Source organism: Companilactobacillus allii, assembly GCF_001971585.1.
Taxonomy (GTDB): domain Bacteria; phylum Bacillota; class Bacilli; order Lactobacillales; family Lactobacillaceae; genus Companilactobacillus; species Companilactobacillus allii.
Genome location: NZ_CP019323.1, coordinates 2207162 through 2222529, shown reverse-complemented (window position 1 = coordinate 2222529; position 15368 = coordinate 2207162). Strand labels below are relative to the sequence as shown.

At 34.9% G+C, this 15368-nt stretch carries 13 protein-coding genes; 9 read left to right on the top strand and 4 right to left on the bottom strand.

The genetic code is table 11. From position 1 onward, the window contains the following. The first annotated feature begins 23 nt into the window (after positions 1–23). From BTM29_RS10965 to recD2, 5 genes are all read left to right on the top strand, one after another. Positions 24–359: a hypothetical protein gene (locus BTM29_RS10965; RefSeq protein WP_076617594.1), complete on the top strand. Its 336-nt coding sequence runs from the start codon at positions 24–26 to the stop codon at positions 357–359. Between the two features lie 5 nt (positions 360–364). Next, positions 365–1498 (top strand): tRNA 2-thiouridine(34) synthase MnmA, encoded by a 1134-nt coding sequence (gene mnmA, locus BTM29_RS10960; protein ID WP_257787702.1) that lies wholly within the window; start codon positions 365–367, stop codon positions 1496–1498. 141 nt (positions 1499–1639) lie between these two features. Continuing rightward, positions 1640–2290, top strand: a complete 651-nt coding sequence (locus tag BTM29_RS10955; protein ID WP_076617585.1) for a histidine phosphatase family protein — start codon at positions 1640–1642, stop codon at positions 2288–2290. Positions 2291–2298: 8 nt separating this feature from the next. Continuing rightward, positions 2299–2943 carry a tetratricopeptide repeat protein gene (locus tag BTM29_RS10950; protein ID WP_076617581.1) on the top strand — a complete coding sequence of 215 codons (645 nt, stop codon included), beginning with the start codon at positions 2299–2301 and terminating at the stop codon, positions 2941–2943. After that, entirely contained in the window at positions 2930–5305 is a 2376-nt protein-coding gene (gene recD2 / locus BTM29_RS10945) for an SF1B family DNA helicase RecD2 (RefSeq protein ID WP_076617577.1), read from the top strand. The genes BTM29_RS10950 and recD2 overlap by 14 nt, the downstream gene beginning before the upstream one ends. A 69-nt stretch (positions 5306–5374) precedes the next feature. Here the strand turns inward: recD2 and BTM29_RS10940 are convergent, their stop codons facing one another. Next, a complete protein-coding gene (locus tag BTM29_RS10940; RefSeq protein ID WP_076617572.1) occupies positions 5375–6325 on the bottom strand; it encodes a diacylglycerol/lipid kinase family protein in 951 nt (316 codons plus the stop codon). A gap of 264 nt (positions 6326–6589) precedes the next feature. Here BTM29_RS10940 and BTM29_RS10935 point away from each other — a divergent pair, with 264 nt between their 5' ends. Beyond that, a complete protein-coding gene (locus tag BTM29_RS10935; protein WP_076617568.1) occupies positions 6590–9070 on the top strand; it encodes a BspA family leucine-rich repeat surface protein in 2481 nt (826 codons plus the stop codon). A gap of 132 nt (positions 9071–9202) precedes the next feature. Here the strand turns inward: BTM29_RS10935 and rnjA are convergent, their stop codons facing one another. From rnjA to def, 3 genes are all read right to left on the bottom strand, one after another. Continuing rightward, positions 9203–10894 carry a ribonuclease J1 gene (gene rnjA, locus BTM29_RS10930; protein ID WP_076617565.1) on the bottom strand — a complete coding sequence of 564 codons (1692 nt, stop codon included), beginning with the start codon at positions 10892–10894 and terminating at the stop codon, positions 9203–9205. A 3-nt stretch (positions 10895–10897) separates the two neighbouring features. Next, a complete protein-coding gene (locus BTM29_RS10925; RefSeq protein WP_076617561.1) occupies positions 10898–11110 on the bottom strand; it encodes a DNA-directed RNA polymerase subunit epsilon in 213 nt (70 codons plus the stop codon). A gap of 193 nt (positions 11111–11303) precedes the next feature. Next, positions 11304–11864: a peptide deformylase gene (def, locus tag BTM29_RS10920; protein ID WP_076617557.1), complete on the bottom strand. Its 561-nt coding sequence runs from the start codon at positions 11862–11864 to the stop codon at positions 11304–11306. A gap of 244 nt (positions 11865–12108) precedes the next feature. On the opposite strand from def, the gene BTM29_RS10915 reads away from it, so the two are divergent. The 3 genes from BTM29_RS10915 to BTM29_RS10905 all read left to right on the top strand — a co-directional run bounded on the left by BTM29_RS10915 (position 12109) and on the right by BTM29_RS10905 (position 15340). Beyond that, positions 12109–13107 carry a D-2-hydroxyacid dehydrogenase gene (locus BTM29_RS10915; RefSeq protein WP_076617553.1) on the top strand — a complete coding sequence of 333 codons (999 nt, stop codon included), beginning with the start codon at positions 12109–12111 and terminating at the stop codon, positions 13105–13107. 149 nt (positions 13108–13256) lie between these two features. Next, entirely contained in the window at positions 13257–14360 is a 1104-nt protein-coding gene (locus tag BTM29_RS10910) for a thiamine pyrophosphate-dependent dehydrogenase E1 component subunit alpha (protein ID WP_076618937.1), read from the top strand. Between the two features lie 2 nt (positions 14361–14362). Further along, positions 14363–15340, top strand: a complete 978-nt coding sequence (locus tag BTM29_RS10905; RefSeq protein ID WP_076617548.1) for an alpha-ketoacid dehydrogenase subunit beta — start codon at positions 14363–14365, stop codon at positions 15338–15340. The last annotated feature ends 28 nt before the right edge of the window (positions 15341–15368 follow it).

Sequence of the window (15368 nt, the reverse complement as noted above, 5' to 3'; positions counted from 1 at the left end):
ATTTCACTTAGGAGGTTTTTACTATGAGTAAAAAAGCACAAATTTTGGGCGATTCAAAATTTTATGAACTTAGTCCTGAAATTAAAAAATATGCATTAAGAGATGTCGGCTTTCAAGAAACTAAACAAGGTAATTTCCGCCTTGAACGTCCCATTAATGGTAGTTCACCATATGATGCACGCTACGTCTTGAAGGTTACCATCAATAAAGATTTGGATAATCTTAAATTAGCAGTCACTGATAAAAGTGGTATGCACAATCTTAATATCTTTAAATTAAAAGACACTGAAAAAGAAGTAAGTGATCTTAGATATTTATTAGATTTTATGATTGATAAAAAAGTTTTAGCTGAGTGCTAAAAAGTGTGGGAGAGAGCTTTATGGAGAATAAGAAGAAGCGTGTTGTTGTTGGAATGAGTGGGGGAGTTGATTCCTCAGTTAGTGCTCTTCTATTAAAACAACAAGGATATGAGGTCATCGGTGTTTTCATGAAGAACTGGGATGACTCAGATGATGCTGGTGTTTGTACAGCTACTGAAGATTACGAGGATGTTGCTAAGGTTGCCAATAAAATTGGTATTCCTTACTATTCTGTTAATTTTGAAAAGGAGTACTGGGATCGTGTATTCGAGTATTTCTTAGACGAATATCGTAAAGGTAGGACTCCTAATCCTGACGTTATGTGTAATAAAGAGGTTAAGTTTAAGGCTTTCTTGGATTATGCTGAGAAGTTAAATGCTGACTACATTGCTATGGGTCACTATGCTCAAAGTTTCCGCGATGATAATGGTGTTGTTCACTTGCTTCGTGGTGGGGATGCAAATAAGGACCAAACTTATTTCTTGAGTACAGTACAACAACATCAATTACAAAAGGCTTTGTTCCCAATCGGTGGAATGCAAAAGTCAGAGGTAAGACGTATTGCTGAAGAGGCTGGACTTGCCACTGCTAAGAAGAAGGATTCAACTGGTGTATGTTTCATCGGTGAGAGAAACTTTAGAAAGTTTCTTGGTGAGTTCTTACCTGCACAAGCTGGAACAATGATGACACCTGATGGTGAAGTTAAGGGTAAGCATGCTGGTTTGATGTATTATACAATTGGTCAAAGATCAGGTCTTGGAATTGGTGGAAACGGTAAGTCCAATGAGCCTTGGTTTGTTGTTGGTAAGGATATGTCAAAGAACATTCTTTATGTTGACCAAGGATATAATAATCCTAGATTGTTTGCTGATCATTTAGAGGCATCTGATCTTTCATTTATTACTGGTTTAGATTATGGTGATGAGTTCCACTGTACAGCCAAGTTTAGATATCGTCAGCAAGATGTTGGTGTTACTGTTCATGTATTAGATGACGGTAAGATCAGTGTTGACTTTGATAACCCAGTTCGTGCCATTACACCAGGACAAGAGATTGTTTTGTTTGATGGTGAGGAGTGTCTCGGTGGTGCAACTATCGATGGTGCTTATATGAAGTCAAAGTTACTTCAATATATTTAATTAAATACAAATTAAGAAACGTAATTTAGTAGATCAGGTGAAAACCTGGTCTATTTTTGTATATACTATTTTTAACAACTTGAAAAAATGTTAATAAATCATCATAATAGTAGTTAACTAACTTTGTAAGGTGAAAATAATATGGATCTGTATTTTGTCAGACATGGAAAAACTGAATGGAATTTAGAAGGTAAATATCAAGGCGGACATGGTGATTCTCCATTGTTACCAGAGAGCATTCATGATATTAAACTACTTGCGCAAAGGCTAGAGGATATACAGATAAATAATGCATATACTAGTCCACTTCCACGAGCCAAGATGACTGCAGAAACTTTGTTGAAAGATTTGAACAAGTCAATACCATTGACTATTATTGATGGATTACGTGAATTTGACCTTGGCATTATGGAAGGTCAGAAGTTTGTTAAATTAGAAAAAGAGATACCAGAAGTAATTCATGCGTTTAGATTTGAACCAAGTGAATATGATGCTAAACGTATTAAAGGCGAGACATTTGAACAAGTAGCTATGCGGACTAATCAAGCAGTTAATGATATTGTAGAAAATAATGATGAAAATGGAGCTGTTTTGATAGTTAGTCATGGAGCAGCTTTAGTTACGTGTATTCAGTCATTATTAGGTACTAAGATTGCTGATATTCGTAAAGATGGTGGATTGTCCAATACGAGTTTGACACATTTGAGATATACTGATGGGCACTATAGCTTGGTTAAGTGGAATGAAACTTCATATCTTGATAAAAAGCTTTCAAGTACAGATACGATTTGAGGTATTAAATGAATAAAGAACAAAATGAAAAAGAAATCAAAAAATTAGTCGATGATTTAAGTAGCAATAGTAAACAGCTAGGTAAAATATTAAAATTATCGGCTTATTTAGTTGAAGTTAATGATTTGGAGCAGGCTGAGGAGCTATTGATCAAATCGATGACACTATTTCCAAATGATAAAGACTTACTATATAATCTGGGTAATGTGTATTACTTAGCTGGTAAGTATGATAAGGCTAATGATTTATTTCAAAGATTGATCAAAGATGATTATGGATTTGAAGCATATTTTATGCTGGCAAAAACACTAGATGAACAAGGCAAGCGTCAAATGGCAATTGTTTATGCATTGACGGCCGTAGAAAAAAAGCCTTCAGATATAGCTTCTAATGAATTGATGGCTGATTTGTTGTTGGCAAATGGTAACTTCTCTGAATCAAAGGATTATTATCAAAAAGCTAATGATATTAAGCCACAAGCCAAGTATTATTTTAATATGGCACTATGTGCAATGAATCTTAAAGTTGACTATCAAGAGTATTTAAATAAATCAAAAGAGTTAGATGCCAAGTATTATTTGAAGAATGAGAAAAAGTTGGCAAATTTACAAAAATTCATAAAAGAAACTGGAGATAGCAATGGCAGAAAGTGAAAAGCAATATTTCATTGGAACTGTCAAAGCTATTTTTTTTGAAAATCCCGAAAATCTATTTAAAATTTTTACAATCAAAATTAAAAAGACTAATACTGATTGGGATGGAAAAGATATTGTTATTACCGGTAGCTTTGGTGAGATCTCCGAAGAAGAAGAATATAAATTTGAGGGTAAAATGATCGACCACCCCAAATACGGCAAGCAATTTCAAGCAGATACTTATCAACACAGCCGACCAAGTGGTAGAAAGGAATTAATTAATTTCTTTTCTGGTGAGGAATTCCCAGGTATTGGTAAGAAAAAGGCTGAGAAGATTGTTGATGAATTGGGTACCGATGCAATTGATAAAATATTGCAAGATCCTAATGCACTAGATTTCTTAAAATTGGGTAAGGAAAAAACTGATCTGATTGTTGAGCAGATTTCAAAGAATCATCAGACTGAACAAGTTTTGTATCAACTTAGTAATTTTGGATTTGGTAATGTACTTGGTGCAAGAATTTATCAGAAATATGGAGTTAGAACACTAGAAGTTATAAATGAAGATCCATATAGTCTAGTTACTCACGTCAAAGGGGTCGGTTTCAAACGAGCCGATGAACTTGCTAGAAGACTGGGTATTCCTGAGGACGATCCAAGACGTATAAAAGGTGCCTTAGTGCAATTTATATCTGTTCTGGTACAGAGTTCAGGTGACACCTATATTGTTCGTGAAGAGCTGTTAAAACGCACGATAGCACTATTACAAAATGGAAATGAAAATATTAATGAATTAAAACAAAAAATTGAGGGATGTTTACGTGAATTAGTAAATGATGGTGTTTTATTAGTCGAGGATGAAAGAGTCTATGATAAGTCGTTTTTTGATGCTGAATGGGCAATATCACAATCATTGAAGATGATCACGGATACTTATAAAGGTGTAAGTTGGAAGAACTCAGCCTTTAAGAAAGAATTGAAGCACGTTGAGAAGCAATTCAAAGTTTCATATGACCCTTCTCAAGAGGAGGCAATTAAGCAGTCTCTAACGCATTCTTTGTTTCTACTTACAGGTGGACCAGGAACAGGTAAAACGACCATTATAAACGGAATAGTGGCCGCATATGCAAAGTTAAATGATGCCACTCTTGACCCTGCCTCAGAAGACTATGCGATTGCGCTTGCTGCACCTACTGGACGTGCCGCAAAACATATGGGTGAGTCTACTGGGTTACCAGCTATGACGATCCATCGATTATTAGGGTTAACAGGTACAGAAGACGATGAGCTTGCTGAACCAACGCTAGATTGTAAGTTACTCATAATTGATGAGATGTCGATGGTAGATACAAAATTATTTAGAACTTTAATCACAGCCGTTCAACCGGGAACACAGGTTGTTTTGGTGGGTGATAAAGATCAATTACCTTCGGTTGGCCCAGGTCAAATATTCTCAGATTTAATTAATAGTGGAGCATTTCCAACTACGATTTTGACAGATATTCATCGACAAGATGAAAATTCGACTATTATTCAATTAGCACATGATGTTAATGAAGGAATAGTTAATGACGATTTCTTTCAGAATCGATCTGATCGTTCTTATATCAGAAGTAACAGTAGAAATGTCCCGGAGATTTTATCCCAGATAATTACAAAATCCGATGAACGTGGATTTGATATAGCAGACGTTCAAGTCTTAGCTCCGATGTATCGTGGTATTGCAGGAATTGATAATCTAAATGCGACTATTCAAAATGTCGTTAATCCAATGACTCCGAAAAGAAAAGAAGTTGTAATGGGAAATGTGCATTATAGGATCAAGGATAAGGTGGTCTATTTAGTAAATACTCCGGAAGACAATGTTTTTAATGGCGAAATAGGGAAAATAATTGGTATCCTTTTGGCCAAAGAAAATGTTGATCATGTGGATAAATTAGTCATTGATTTTGATGGCAATGAAGTCACTCTAGATCGTAAAGATTGGCTGAATATTGCATTAGCTTATTGTACTTCGATACATAAGGCTCAAGGCTCAGAGTTTGAAATGGTCATCTTACCTTTGGTAAATGAAGAGTCGAGAATGTTACGCCGTAATTTGTTGTATACAGCCATTACTAGATCTAAAAAATTATTGATTATGGTAGGGGATCGTTCCGCATTTGAGAGATCAATTACGGACCAATCTTCAGAACGAAATACTACATTAAAAGAACGAATATTTGCTACTTTTGAAATAAAAGTTACAAACAAAGAAGAACCTACACCAGAAGAGAAAAAGGACTATACATTAACACTTGATATGATAATGAATAATGCTATCGATCCTATGATTGGTATGAGAGATAGTACACCGTTTGATTTTATGGAAAACAAATAATTTCTAAACAAAAAAAGCCAGCACAATATGCTGACTTTTTGTTTGGGTCAAAATTTACTTATTATTTAATTATAAATTGATAGGTATCCAAAAAAGATGTTGATCAACTGTAAAGTCTATATCGAATTCACCTTTACCTAGCTCTTCTCCATCCATTTGGCCTTGTTCAGGAGCATTACTTGTTAAGTGATAACTTGATACTTGTGTGTGCCAAACATTCTTGTCGTTTAAATGTGACCCATTAGTAAATAGTTTTACAAACAGTTTAACAAAGACCATTCCAGAAATCTTTTTAACAACAACTAAATCTAATAATTGATCGAATGGCGTTGCTAGTGGATCGATCGCTACACCACCACCGAAGTAGGGGTGATTAGTGGCTGAGACAATGTATGCATCTTCAAAATGTTTAGTTTCTCCATTGATTGTTACGTCTAATGGAAAAGAATCCTGATTTTTGATTACTGTTACTAGACTAGTTATATATGCTAAGGTACCTAACTTCATTTTATTTAAAAAATCCTTGCGTTTAGAATGATTAGTTTCATAAACGGTGTATGCATCAAGGCCAATTCCAATATTATTTACAAAATATTTTATTTTATCAGGAAATGTAGCTTTGCCGATATCGATTGTTTCCGGTGTATTCATCGATAATATCTTTTGAAGCAATACAACAGGACTTTGTTTACGTATTTTAATACCACGGCTGAAGTCATTACCAGATCCACAGGGAATATATCCAATAGGGGTATTTGGCTTGTTAGAAATTTTTATACCATTCAGTGATTGGTTAAGCGTTCCGTCACCACCTAAAACGATGATTCTTGTAAATGGTTGCAGTGAGTTAGCTATTTCTTGAGCAATTCTAACTCCATCACCGTTTTTCTTAGTTGTATGAACCTCGTAGTTGATATTATTTGATTCCAAGTAGTTTTTTATGGTTTTCCAAATACTTAACGATTGTCCATTACCAGCTTTTTGGTTCAATAATATTTCTAATTTCTTAACTTTTGCCATGAAAATATATTCCCCTTAAAATAAAAACTATGTTTCCATTAAATCATAAAACGTGCCAGTTTGGTAAGAGGATTGTAAGTTTACTTCTGGAATAAATACGATTTGTTTATTATTTTTGTTGTAATATTCATTATTTGGTTTAAATAGTTACTGATTGTCTATTTATGTAGACAGAATTTACAAAAAATGGGTAGAAATAGAAAATTTTTCCTATATAATTATTTCTATGAGAAAATATACACTTTTTTTGGGATGGGTATGATAATGAGAAGAGTTAATTCAACACAAAAAAAACAATATATTTTGGGTCTCAATGGGTTAATTGGTATTGGTTTAGCGTTTTTACTTTTGCCAAATATGGTAAAGGCTTCAACAATTGATACAACCAGCGATGTACAGGATATATTAAACCAAAATAGTGCTCTAGTGCTTAATAATCAAACTACCACAGAAACAATTATGCCATTAGCAGCCACTATAACTGATAGTGGTACTTTTGGAACGGCTAATTGGGACATTGATGATGAAGGTGTTTTGACGATTCATGCAGGAGTATTAGGAAATGGAACGGGAAATTGGGTTACTGATGGTAAATTTAATGACACCATTACAAAAATTGTTTGTGATCCGGGAGTAGTAGCAAATACTGATTCAAGTAATTTGTTTTATGGTTTAAAAAATGTCCAAACAATTGATGTAAGCAATTTGGATACAAGTAATGTTACTACTATGTCAGGGATGTTTTCTTGTATGTATAGGTCTACGTCAACTTCTACTGAGAGTAAGAATTCATCTCTAACCACTATTATTGGATTAACGAGCTTAGATACTAGTAAAGTAACTAAGATGGATAAAATGTTTAAAAGTGATAGAAGTTTAAGTAGTTTGGATGTTTCAGGCTTTGATACTAAAAACGTTACTAGCATGACTTACATGTTTTCGGAAGATGCGAGTCTTTTAGATCTAGTTGGCCTAAGTGAATGGGATACAGGACAGGTACAACAATTTACTTCGATGTTTGATTCCTTACCACAAACAAGTTTCACTGATGTTGAAAATTGGGATATGTCTGGTGCTTTAGCTCTCACTAATATGTTCAAAAATATGAAAAATTTAACATCACTTGATTTGTCAAAATGGGATACAAGTAGCGTTACTAATATAGGTTCGCTATTTTATAATTGTCAAAGGTTGGCACATGTCTATGGACTCAAGGAATTGAATATTAGTAATGTAACTGATATTTCTACGCTATTTTATTACAACGTCGCTAATCAGAACATTCATGATATTGAAAGTTGGGATACATCTAAGATAACAAGTATGAGAGGTGTTTTTAGTAGTTGTACTAATTTAGATTATATTGATCTATCAAATTGGGATACTTCAAATGTCACTGATATGTCATCTATGTTTGAATATACATTGAATTTAACGGATATCAAAGGTATTACAGGATTTAATACTAGTAAGGTAACAAATATGAGTTCAATGTTTTTTAATTGTAATGTAGACTTACTAGATTTAAGTAGTTTTAATACTAGTAAGGTAACGCTTATGAGTTCAATGTTTATGAATTCGTCGGCTACAAATGTTATTGGTGATTTTGATACCTCTAATGTAACAAGGATGAATAGTATTTTTAGTGGATCTGCAATATCTAATTTTGAAAAAATTGACTTAAATGTTTTGAATTGGAATGTCTTAAAATGTACAAGTTTCTCCTCTGCATTTAGTAAGATTCCCATAACTTCTTTAGATTTGTCTAATTGGGATGTTTCCAATGCAACAGCTATTGATAGTTTATTTAGTAATGATCCAAATCTTAAAAGTGTTAATGTATCCACTTGGAATACTCCTAAGTTAACAAATGTAAATAGTCTTTTTTCTGATGATAAAGCACTAGAGAGTTTAGACTTATCAAGTTTTGATACTAGTAAAGTCACTGATATGAGAAGCATGGTCAGTGGTGCAAGCAATTTGTTGGAGTTAGATCTGTCTAATTGGGATACAGGTAAAGTCACTAATATGGGCAGTATGTTCGCAAACAATTCTAAATTGTGGAAACTTTCATTAGGACAAAAGACTAAGTTCTTAACAATAGATACTGGTAGTGAATCAAGTATTAGCACAGCAATTCCTACACCACCGTCTAACAATACGGAGTTGAGTGATCCTAATTCTGAGGGACAATATTATAGTATTAGTGATAGATGGCAAGTGGTTGACTATGCTAATGGAGGTACAGACCATGATCCAGGTGGAACTTTACTAACTAGTTCTGAACTAAATACCACTACTAGGGATAGCAATACCACCTATGTTTGGCAGCAACAGCCATATGGGAATGTTTCTTTTGAAGTTCCAGACTTGGATTATGGTAGAGTTTCTCCAAATCAAGGAATAGTGGGACGTCAAAATGAAAATTGGGGAATAGCCGTGACTAATGATGTCTTTCCAAGCCAAACTATTAGCTCTAAAATTTCAGTTTCACTAGAGTCTCCATTGACTTCGAGTGATGGAAATTCAGAGTTAGATGATACGCTTGTGTTTCGAGGAAGCGATGGAGAATATGTAGCCATTGGGGACTCACCAACACAAGTTTATGACGGAACGGTTAAAAATGGCAGTCAAGTCATTACGTGGGATGATAAGCATGGTTTCTTAATGAATCTTCATGACAACAATACACGTATGTCAATTTATTCTTCAACGCTTGATTGGACTATGGTAAATAGCATTTAGATGGGTTGTGAAAACGTGTGTCAAAACACGATTTTCTCCGTCTAATAAAAAAAAGAAGCCGATATTTACTTACGTAAATACTAGCTTCTTTTTGCATTATACTCGAAAACTAAACGTGTTCTGTCACACTCACTAAATTGAAGTTGAAATTAACATTGGTAAGATAACAGGATTTCTAGCTGTACGCTTGTATAGGAATTCTTGTAATCCTTCAATGATAATACGTTTTAGAAGTGCTTCGGTTACTTTGTTTTCATCGTCATCAAAAGCATTCTTAATTAAATGGAAAACACGTTTTTGAGCTTGATTAATCAATTCTCCAGATTCACGCATATATACGAATCCTCTGGATAGAATATCAGGACCGGCTAAAACAATATGTTTTTGATAGTCGATTGTTGCTACAACAACGACCATTCCTTCTTCTGAAAGAACTTGACGATCGTGGATAACAACGTTACCAATATCACCAACACCTTTACCATCAACGTAAACGTCTCCAGCAGGGAAGTGTCCAGCAACATGAGCTGAATCCTTAGTTAAAGCTAAGACGTCTCCGTTTTCAAGTAGGAATGAATGATCTAACGGAACGTCACACAATTGAGCTAATTCGGTATGAATCTTTAACATTCTGTATTCACCGTGAATTGGCATAAAGAACTTAGGCTTCATCAAGCGAAGCATTAATTCTTGTTCTGTTTGACCACCATGACCAGAAGCATGGATATTATTAACTTTACCATGAATAACTTCAGCACCAGCTTCAGAAAGTTGGTTTATCAAATGGTTAACACTTATTGTGTTACCGGGGATAGGGTTACTTGAGAAAATAACTGTATCACCAGGTTGAATTGTAATTTGACGGTGAGTACCGTTAGCAATTCTACTTAAAGCAGCTAATGGTTCACCTTGGGAACCAGTACACAGAATCAATGTTTCACTGGCAGGAGTACGGTTAAGAGCATGTGGGTCAATGAACATTTCATCTGGAATATTTAAGTATCCCAATTCACGACCATTGGCAATAGCTTGCTCCATACTTCGTCCGAATACGGCGATCTTTCGGCCTTGCTGTATTGCGGCATCAACGGCTTGAGAAACACGATAGATATTTGAAGCAAAGGTAGCAAAGATGATTCTTCCCTGAATTGTTTCAAATATTTGATGAATAGTTAAACCAACTGAACGTTCTGACTTAGAGAAAGTTGGTATTTCAGCGTTCGTACTATCGGACATTAAGCACAAAACACCTTCTTGTCCAAGCTGTGCCATACGTTGTAAGTTGGGTGCTGGCAAACCAGCAACAGGTGTTAAGTCAAACTTGAAGTCACCAGTTTCAACAATAATACCTTGAGGTGTATGAACTGCAATACCTAGTGTATCTGGAATTGAATGAGTCGTTCTAAAGAATGAAACACTGAGTTTAGGAAACTTAATAACAGTGTCTTCATTAATAACATTCATCTTAGTAGACTTAAGTAAATCATGTTCTTCCAACTTACCGTTAATCAATGCACAAGCTAATGGACCGGCATAAACTGGTATATTTGGAAGCTGTTGTAGTAGGTAAGGAATACCACCGATATGATCTTCGTGACCATGGGTAATAAACAAACCCTTTATCTTATCTTGATTCTCTACTAGGTAGCTATAGTCAGAAATGACATAATCGATACCTAGTAGTTCATCTTCTGGAAACTTGATACCGGCATCAATAACAACAAGTTCATCTTGATATTGAACACCGTACATATTTTTACCAATTTCACCAAGGCCCCCGATGGCAAAAATGGAAACTTCATTATTCTTTACTTTTACGGTCATTAATTAAAACTCCGTAAGTTTGAAATCGGGATTTTTTTTCTCATATTCAAGATGTTCCTCATCCAATTCTTGGATGAACTCAATATGGTAGTTCGTATTATTTTCAACTGCTTGACGAACGATGATACTTGAGTCAGCGTTCACGTACAGTGACTTTGTAGATTCACGACGGGGGTTATCTAATTCGCTATCTTGGTACAAAACTTTATAAATCAATAGTAATTTCTCCTTTAGTAGCCACGATTAAGCACAAAAAGTCAGTAATCGCGGTTTCATTTTTATCTCAAATTAACGAAAGAGCTGTTTCGTTATTGTATTTACCAGTCCATTAGTTGAAACATCAAAGTTAAATCAATTTTAACATATATGATTGTTTAAGTATACTTTCAAAACCTTGACATGAGTGGAATTATGAGATAACGACTGTACTTGGATCAATATCAAAAGGTTTCTCTTTATTGATTTTGTCGTAATAAAGATGACCATTCAAATGATCTATTTCATGTTGGCAAACAATTGCTGGATAGTCTCTCAAGCGCAATGTTTGAGAATTACCATCAAAATCATCGTACTTAATTGTAATACGATCTGATCTAGGAACAAATCCAGTAACATCTTTATCTACTGATAAACATCCTTCACCTTCAGATAGTGCAGCGTTTTGAACTGAGTTTCTAATTATGACTGGATTGATCAATGTGATTTTTAGTAGGGGTTTGTCTGGATCATCATCATTAGGTACTAAAACTGATGCCATCATTTCAGACACTCCAACTTGTGGTGCAGCTAAACCAACACCGGCTCTGAGTTGATGTTTTTCGGCAAACTTTTCGTCTTGACTGTTAATTAAATATTCCATCATGTCATCAGCCAATTTTTTATCTTTGTCACTCAATGGGAATGTTACTTCTTTTGAAACTTTTCTTAAAACTGGGTCGCCATCACGGACGATGTCTTTCATCAAATACATATTTTCCTCCAAAATAAAATGCTGAGTTTTGTTTATTTAAATCTAATACTACTATTATAAATTAATTTCCTGAAAATTTTGAGTAAAACGTAGAAAAAATTTTATTTAACTTCAAATTTATTTTAAAGCTAGACTTATCCTTAAGATTTATCAGCAAAAAACTAGGTATTAATGGAAGATTCATGATAATATTTGCACTGTATGTTAGCGCTATCAATAAACTGATATTATCGGAGGAAAAATTATGAAGCTTATCGATTATGGTGTTAGAGAAGACGAACGTAAGTATATTGAAGAATGGGCAGAAGATAACAATATCGAAGTTAAAATTGTATCGGATCTATTAACGCCAAAGACGGTTGAATTAGCCAACGGTTTTGACGGAATAGTGGCATATCAACAGTTACCATACGAATCATCTATCTTTGACAAAATGAATGAGTATGGTATTCATGTTCTTTCATTAAGAAATGTTGGAGTTGATAACGTTCCATTTGAGGCATTGAAGAAAAATAATATTAGATTGACTAACGTTCCAAGCTATTCGCCTGAGGCTATTGCTGAATACTCAGTTACTGGATTAATGGCATTATTAAGAAATATGAAGCACATGATTCGTAAAGTAGACAAGCATGATTTCAAATGGGCACCAGATATTGGCCGTGAATTGAACCAATTAACAGTTGGTGTTGCAGGAACTGGAAGAATTGGCCAAGCAGCAATTAAGATATATGAAGGTTTTGGAGCAAAAGTTATTGCTTTTGATAAATATCGTAATGAAGAATTAGACAAAAAGGGCATGTATGTAGATACATTAGATGAATTGTTAAAAGAATCTGATGTGGTCACATTACATTTACCTAGTCTAGGAATTGGAAACACTGTCATTAATTCGTCGACAATTTCAGAAATGAAAGATAATGCAATAGTAGTAAATACCGGCCGTGGAGACTTAGTAAATACGGCTGATCTCTTTGAGGGAGTAGCATCAGGTAAGCTTTATGGTGCTGTATTGGATGTCTACGAAAATGAAGTGGGTGTTTTCAATGAAAATCTAATGGACCAAGATCTTGGTGATAAATTATTAGAAAATATGATCAAAAGTCCAAGAATCATAGTCACACCGCACATTGCCTTTTATACTACTAAGGCAGTAAAGAACATGGCAACAATTTCCTTGAATTCAATGGTGGAAGAGCTAAAGAGTGGTAAATCAGCAACTGAAATTGATTTGAACAAATAAGTTAATATTTTCACAAAGTTATTTATGGATTTTTTTTACAGAAACGTCTGAAATTCCTTGTTTTTTCACACATCAATGGTAAACTAAAAATATATGAAAGCCCTTACAGATTCACAAGGGCAAGTTTCTTTATGAAAGGACTGTGGAGAATGGCAAACGAACCGATTGTTGATTTTGAAGCGATTAAAAACGATTTAACAAATGTACCGAAGCCTATTCAAGTTTTGAATGAAAGCGCTGAAGTAACAGATCAAGAAGTATTTGATTCATTTTCTGATGATGACTTAGTTGAATTTATGAAGAAAATGGTATGGGAGCGTGCTTTACACGAACAGACAATGAATTTCTCACGTCAAGGACGTATGGGATTTTATGCACCTACTGAAGGTGAGGAAGCATCTGAGATGGGTACTGTTTTGGCAATGAAGAAACAAGACTATTTGTTGCCAGCATATCGTGATGTTCCTCAATTGATTCAACACGGAGCCACTGTTACTGAGGCATATCTATGGTCAAGAGGACATGTAATAGGCAATAAGTTCAAGGCGCGTTCATTGATGCCACAAATTATTATTGGTGCTGCATATAATGAAGCTGCCGGTGTTGCTATGGGAATCAAGAAAAACAAAGAAGAAGATGCTATCGCATTCACTTATACAGGTGATGGTGGTACTTCTCAAGGTGATAGTTATGAGGGAATGAACTTTGCTGGAGCATTCCAAGTTCCTGCTTTGTTCATTGTTCAAAATAATGGATTTGCCATTTCGACACCTCGTAAGAAACAAACAGCTGCACCTACATTAGCTCAAAAGGCTGTTGCTGCTGGTATTCCAAGTGTACAAGTTGATGGTATGGATATTTTGGCTTGTTACGCAGTTGCAAAGGCTGCACGTGACTACATCACAGCAGGAAATGGACCAGTAATGATTGAAACACTTACATATCGTTACGGTGCTCACTCAAGTGCTGGTGATGATCCTAAACGTTACAGAACTAAGGAAGATACACAACCTTGGTTTGATAAAGATCCACTTATTCGTTTGAGAAAAGTTCTTGAAGATAAAGGATTATGGTCAGACGAACAAGAAGATAAGATGGTTGAAGAATATAAAGCATCATTTAAAGATTCAATTAAAGAAGCCGATAAAGTAGCTCCAGATAAGGTTTCTGATATGTTAAAACGTACTTTTGAAATTCCAACTCCGGAAATGAGAAAAGAAATTGAAAAGTTTGTTGAAAAGGAGTCGAAGTAAAGATGGCAAAGAAAACCTATATTCAAGCAATTACTGATGCTTTAGATATTGTTTTGGAAGACGATCCTAAGACATTGATCTTCGGTGAAGATGTTGGTAAAAATGGTGGTGTATTCAGAACCACACAAGGCCTTCAAGAAAAATACGGTGAAGATCGTGTCTTCGATACTCCGTTAGCTGAGTCAGGTATTTTAGGATTAGCTACTGGTTTAGGATTAACTGGTTGGCGTCCAATTCCTGAAATTCAATTTATGGGATTCTCATTTGAGGCTGTTGATCAAATTGTCGGACAAGAAGCTAGAATGCGCTTTCGTTTCGATGGAACGAAGACATCTCCAGTAACAATCCGTACACCTTATGGTGGTGGTACACATACTGCCGAGATGCATGCTGATAATCTAGAAAGTTACTTCACTGGTACACCTGGTTTACGTGTTGTTATGCCAAGTAATCCATATGATGCTAAAGGCTTATTGATTTCATCAGTTGAAAATAATGACCCAGTCTTATTTATGGAAAATTTGAAGTTATATCGTTCAATGAAAGACGATATTCCAGATGGCAAGTATACAGTTCCATTGGACAAAGCAAACGTAGTCCGCGAAGGTAGTGATATTACTATCGTGGCTTATGGTGCTGAAGTTAATGAGTCCATTAAAGTTGCTGATAAATTAGCAGAAGATAATATTTCAGTAGAAGTTATTGATCTTAGAACAGTTTCACCAATTGACTCAGAAACAATTTTCAAGTCAATTGAAAAGACACACAAAGTTGTCATTGTACAAGAAGCACAAAAGATGGCTGGAGTTGGAGCACAAGTAGCTTCCGCAATTTCTGAAGGTGCTGTACTTTCACTAGATGCACCAGTTGGTAGAGTGGCTGCTCCAAATAGTGTTTATCCATTTGCCCAAAGTGAAGATTATTGGATTCCGGGTGCAGATGAAATTGAAGAAAAAGTAAAAGAAATTCTTAATTACTAAGGCTTATAGATAGAAAGGAAGGATTCCA

What these genes read in the sequence shown, in the direction of transcription:
- BTM29_RS10935 (WP_076617568.1), top strand. Translation starts at nt 6,590, where the DNA reads ATGAGAAGAGTTAATTCAACACAAAAAAAACAATATATTTTGGGTCTC.
- BTM29_RS10905 (WP_076617548.1), top strand. Translation starts at nt 14,363, where the DNA reads ATGGCAAAGAAAACCTATATTCAAGCAATTACTGATGCTTTAGATATT.
- BTM29_RS10955 (WP_076617585.1), top strand. Translation starts at nt 1,640, where the DNA reads ATGGATCTGTATTTTGTCAGACATGGAAAAACTGAATGGAATTTAGAA.
- rnjA (WP_076617565.1), bottom strand. Translation starts at nt 10,894, where the DNA reads ATGACCGTAAAAGTAAAGAATAATGAAGTTTCCATTTTTGCCATCGGG.
- BTM29_RS10915 (WP_076617553.1), top strand. Translation starts at nt 12,109, where the DNA reads ATGAAGCTTATCGATTATGGTGTTAGAGAAGACGAACGTAAGTATATT.
- def (WP_076617557.1), bottom strand. Translation starts at nt 11,864, where the DNA reads ATGTATTTGATGAAAGACATCGTCCGTGATGGCGACCCAGTTTTAAGA.
- BTM29_RS10965 (WP_076617594.1), top strand. Translation starts at nt 24, where the DNA reads ATGAGTAAAAAAGCACAAATTTTGGGCGATTCAAAATTTTATGAACTT.
- BTM29_RS10940 (WP_076617572.1), bottom strand. Translation starts at nt 6,325, where the DNA reads ATGGCAAAAGTTAAGAAATTAGAAATATTATTGAACCAAAAAGCTGGT.
- recD2 (WP_076617577.1), top strand. Translation starts at nt 2,930, where the DNA reads ATGGCAGAAAGTGAAAAGCAATATTTCATTGGAACTGTCAAAGCTATT.
- BTM29_RS10950 (WP_076617581.1), top strand. Translation starts at nt 2,299, where the DNA reads ATGAATAAAGAACAAAATGAAAAAGAAATCAAAAAATTAGTCGATGAT.
- BTM29_RS10910 (WP_076618937.1), top strand. Translation starts at nt 13,257, where the DNA reads ATGGCAAACGAACCGATTGTTGATTTTGAAGCGATTAAAAACGATTTA.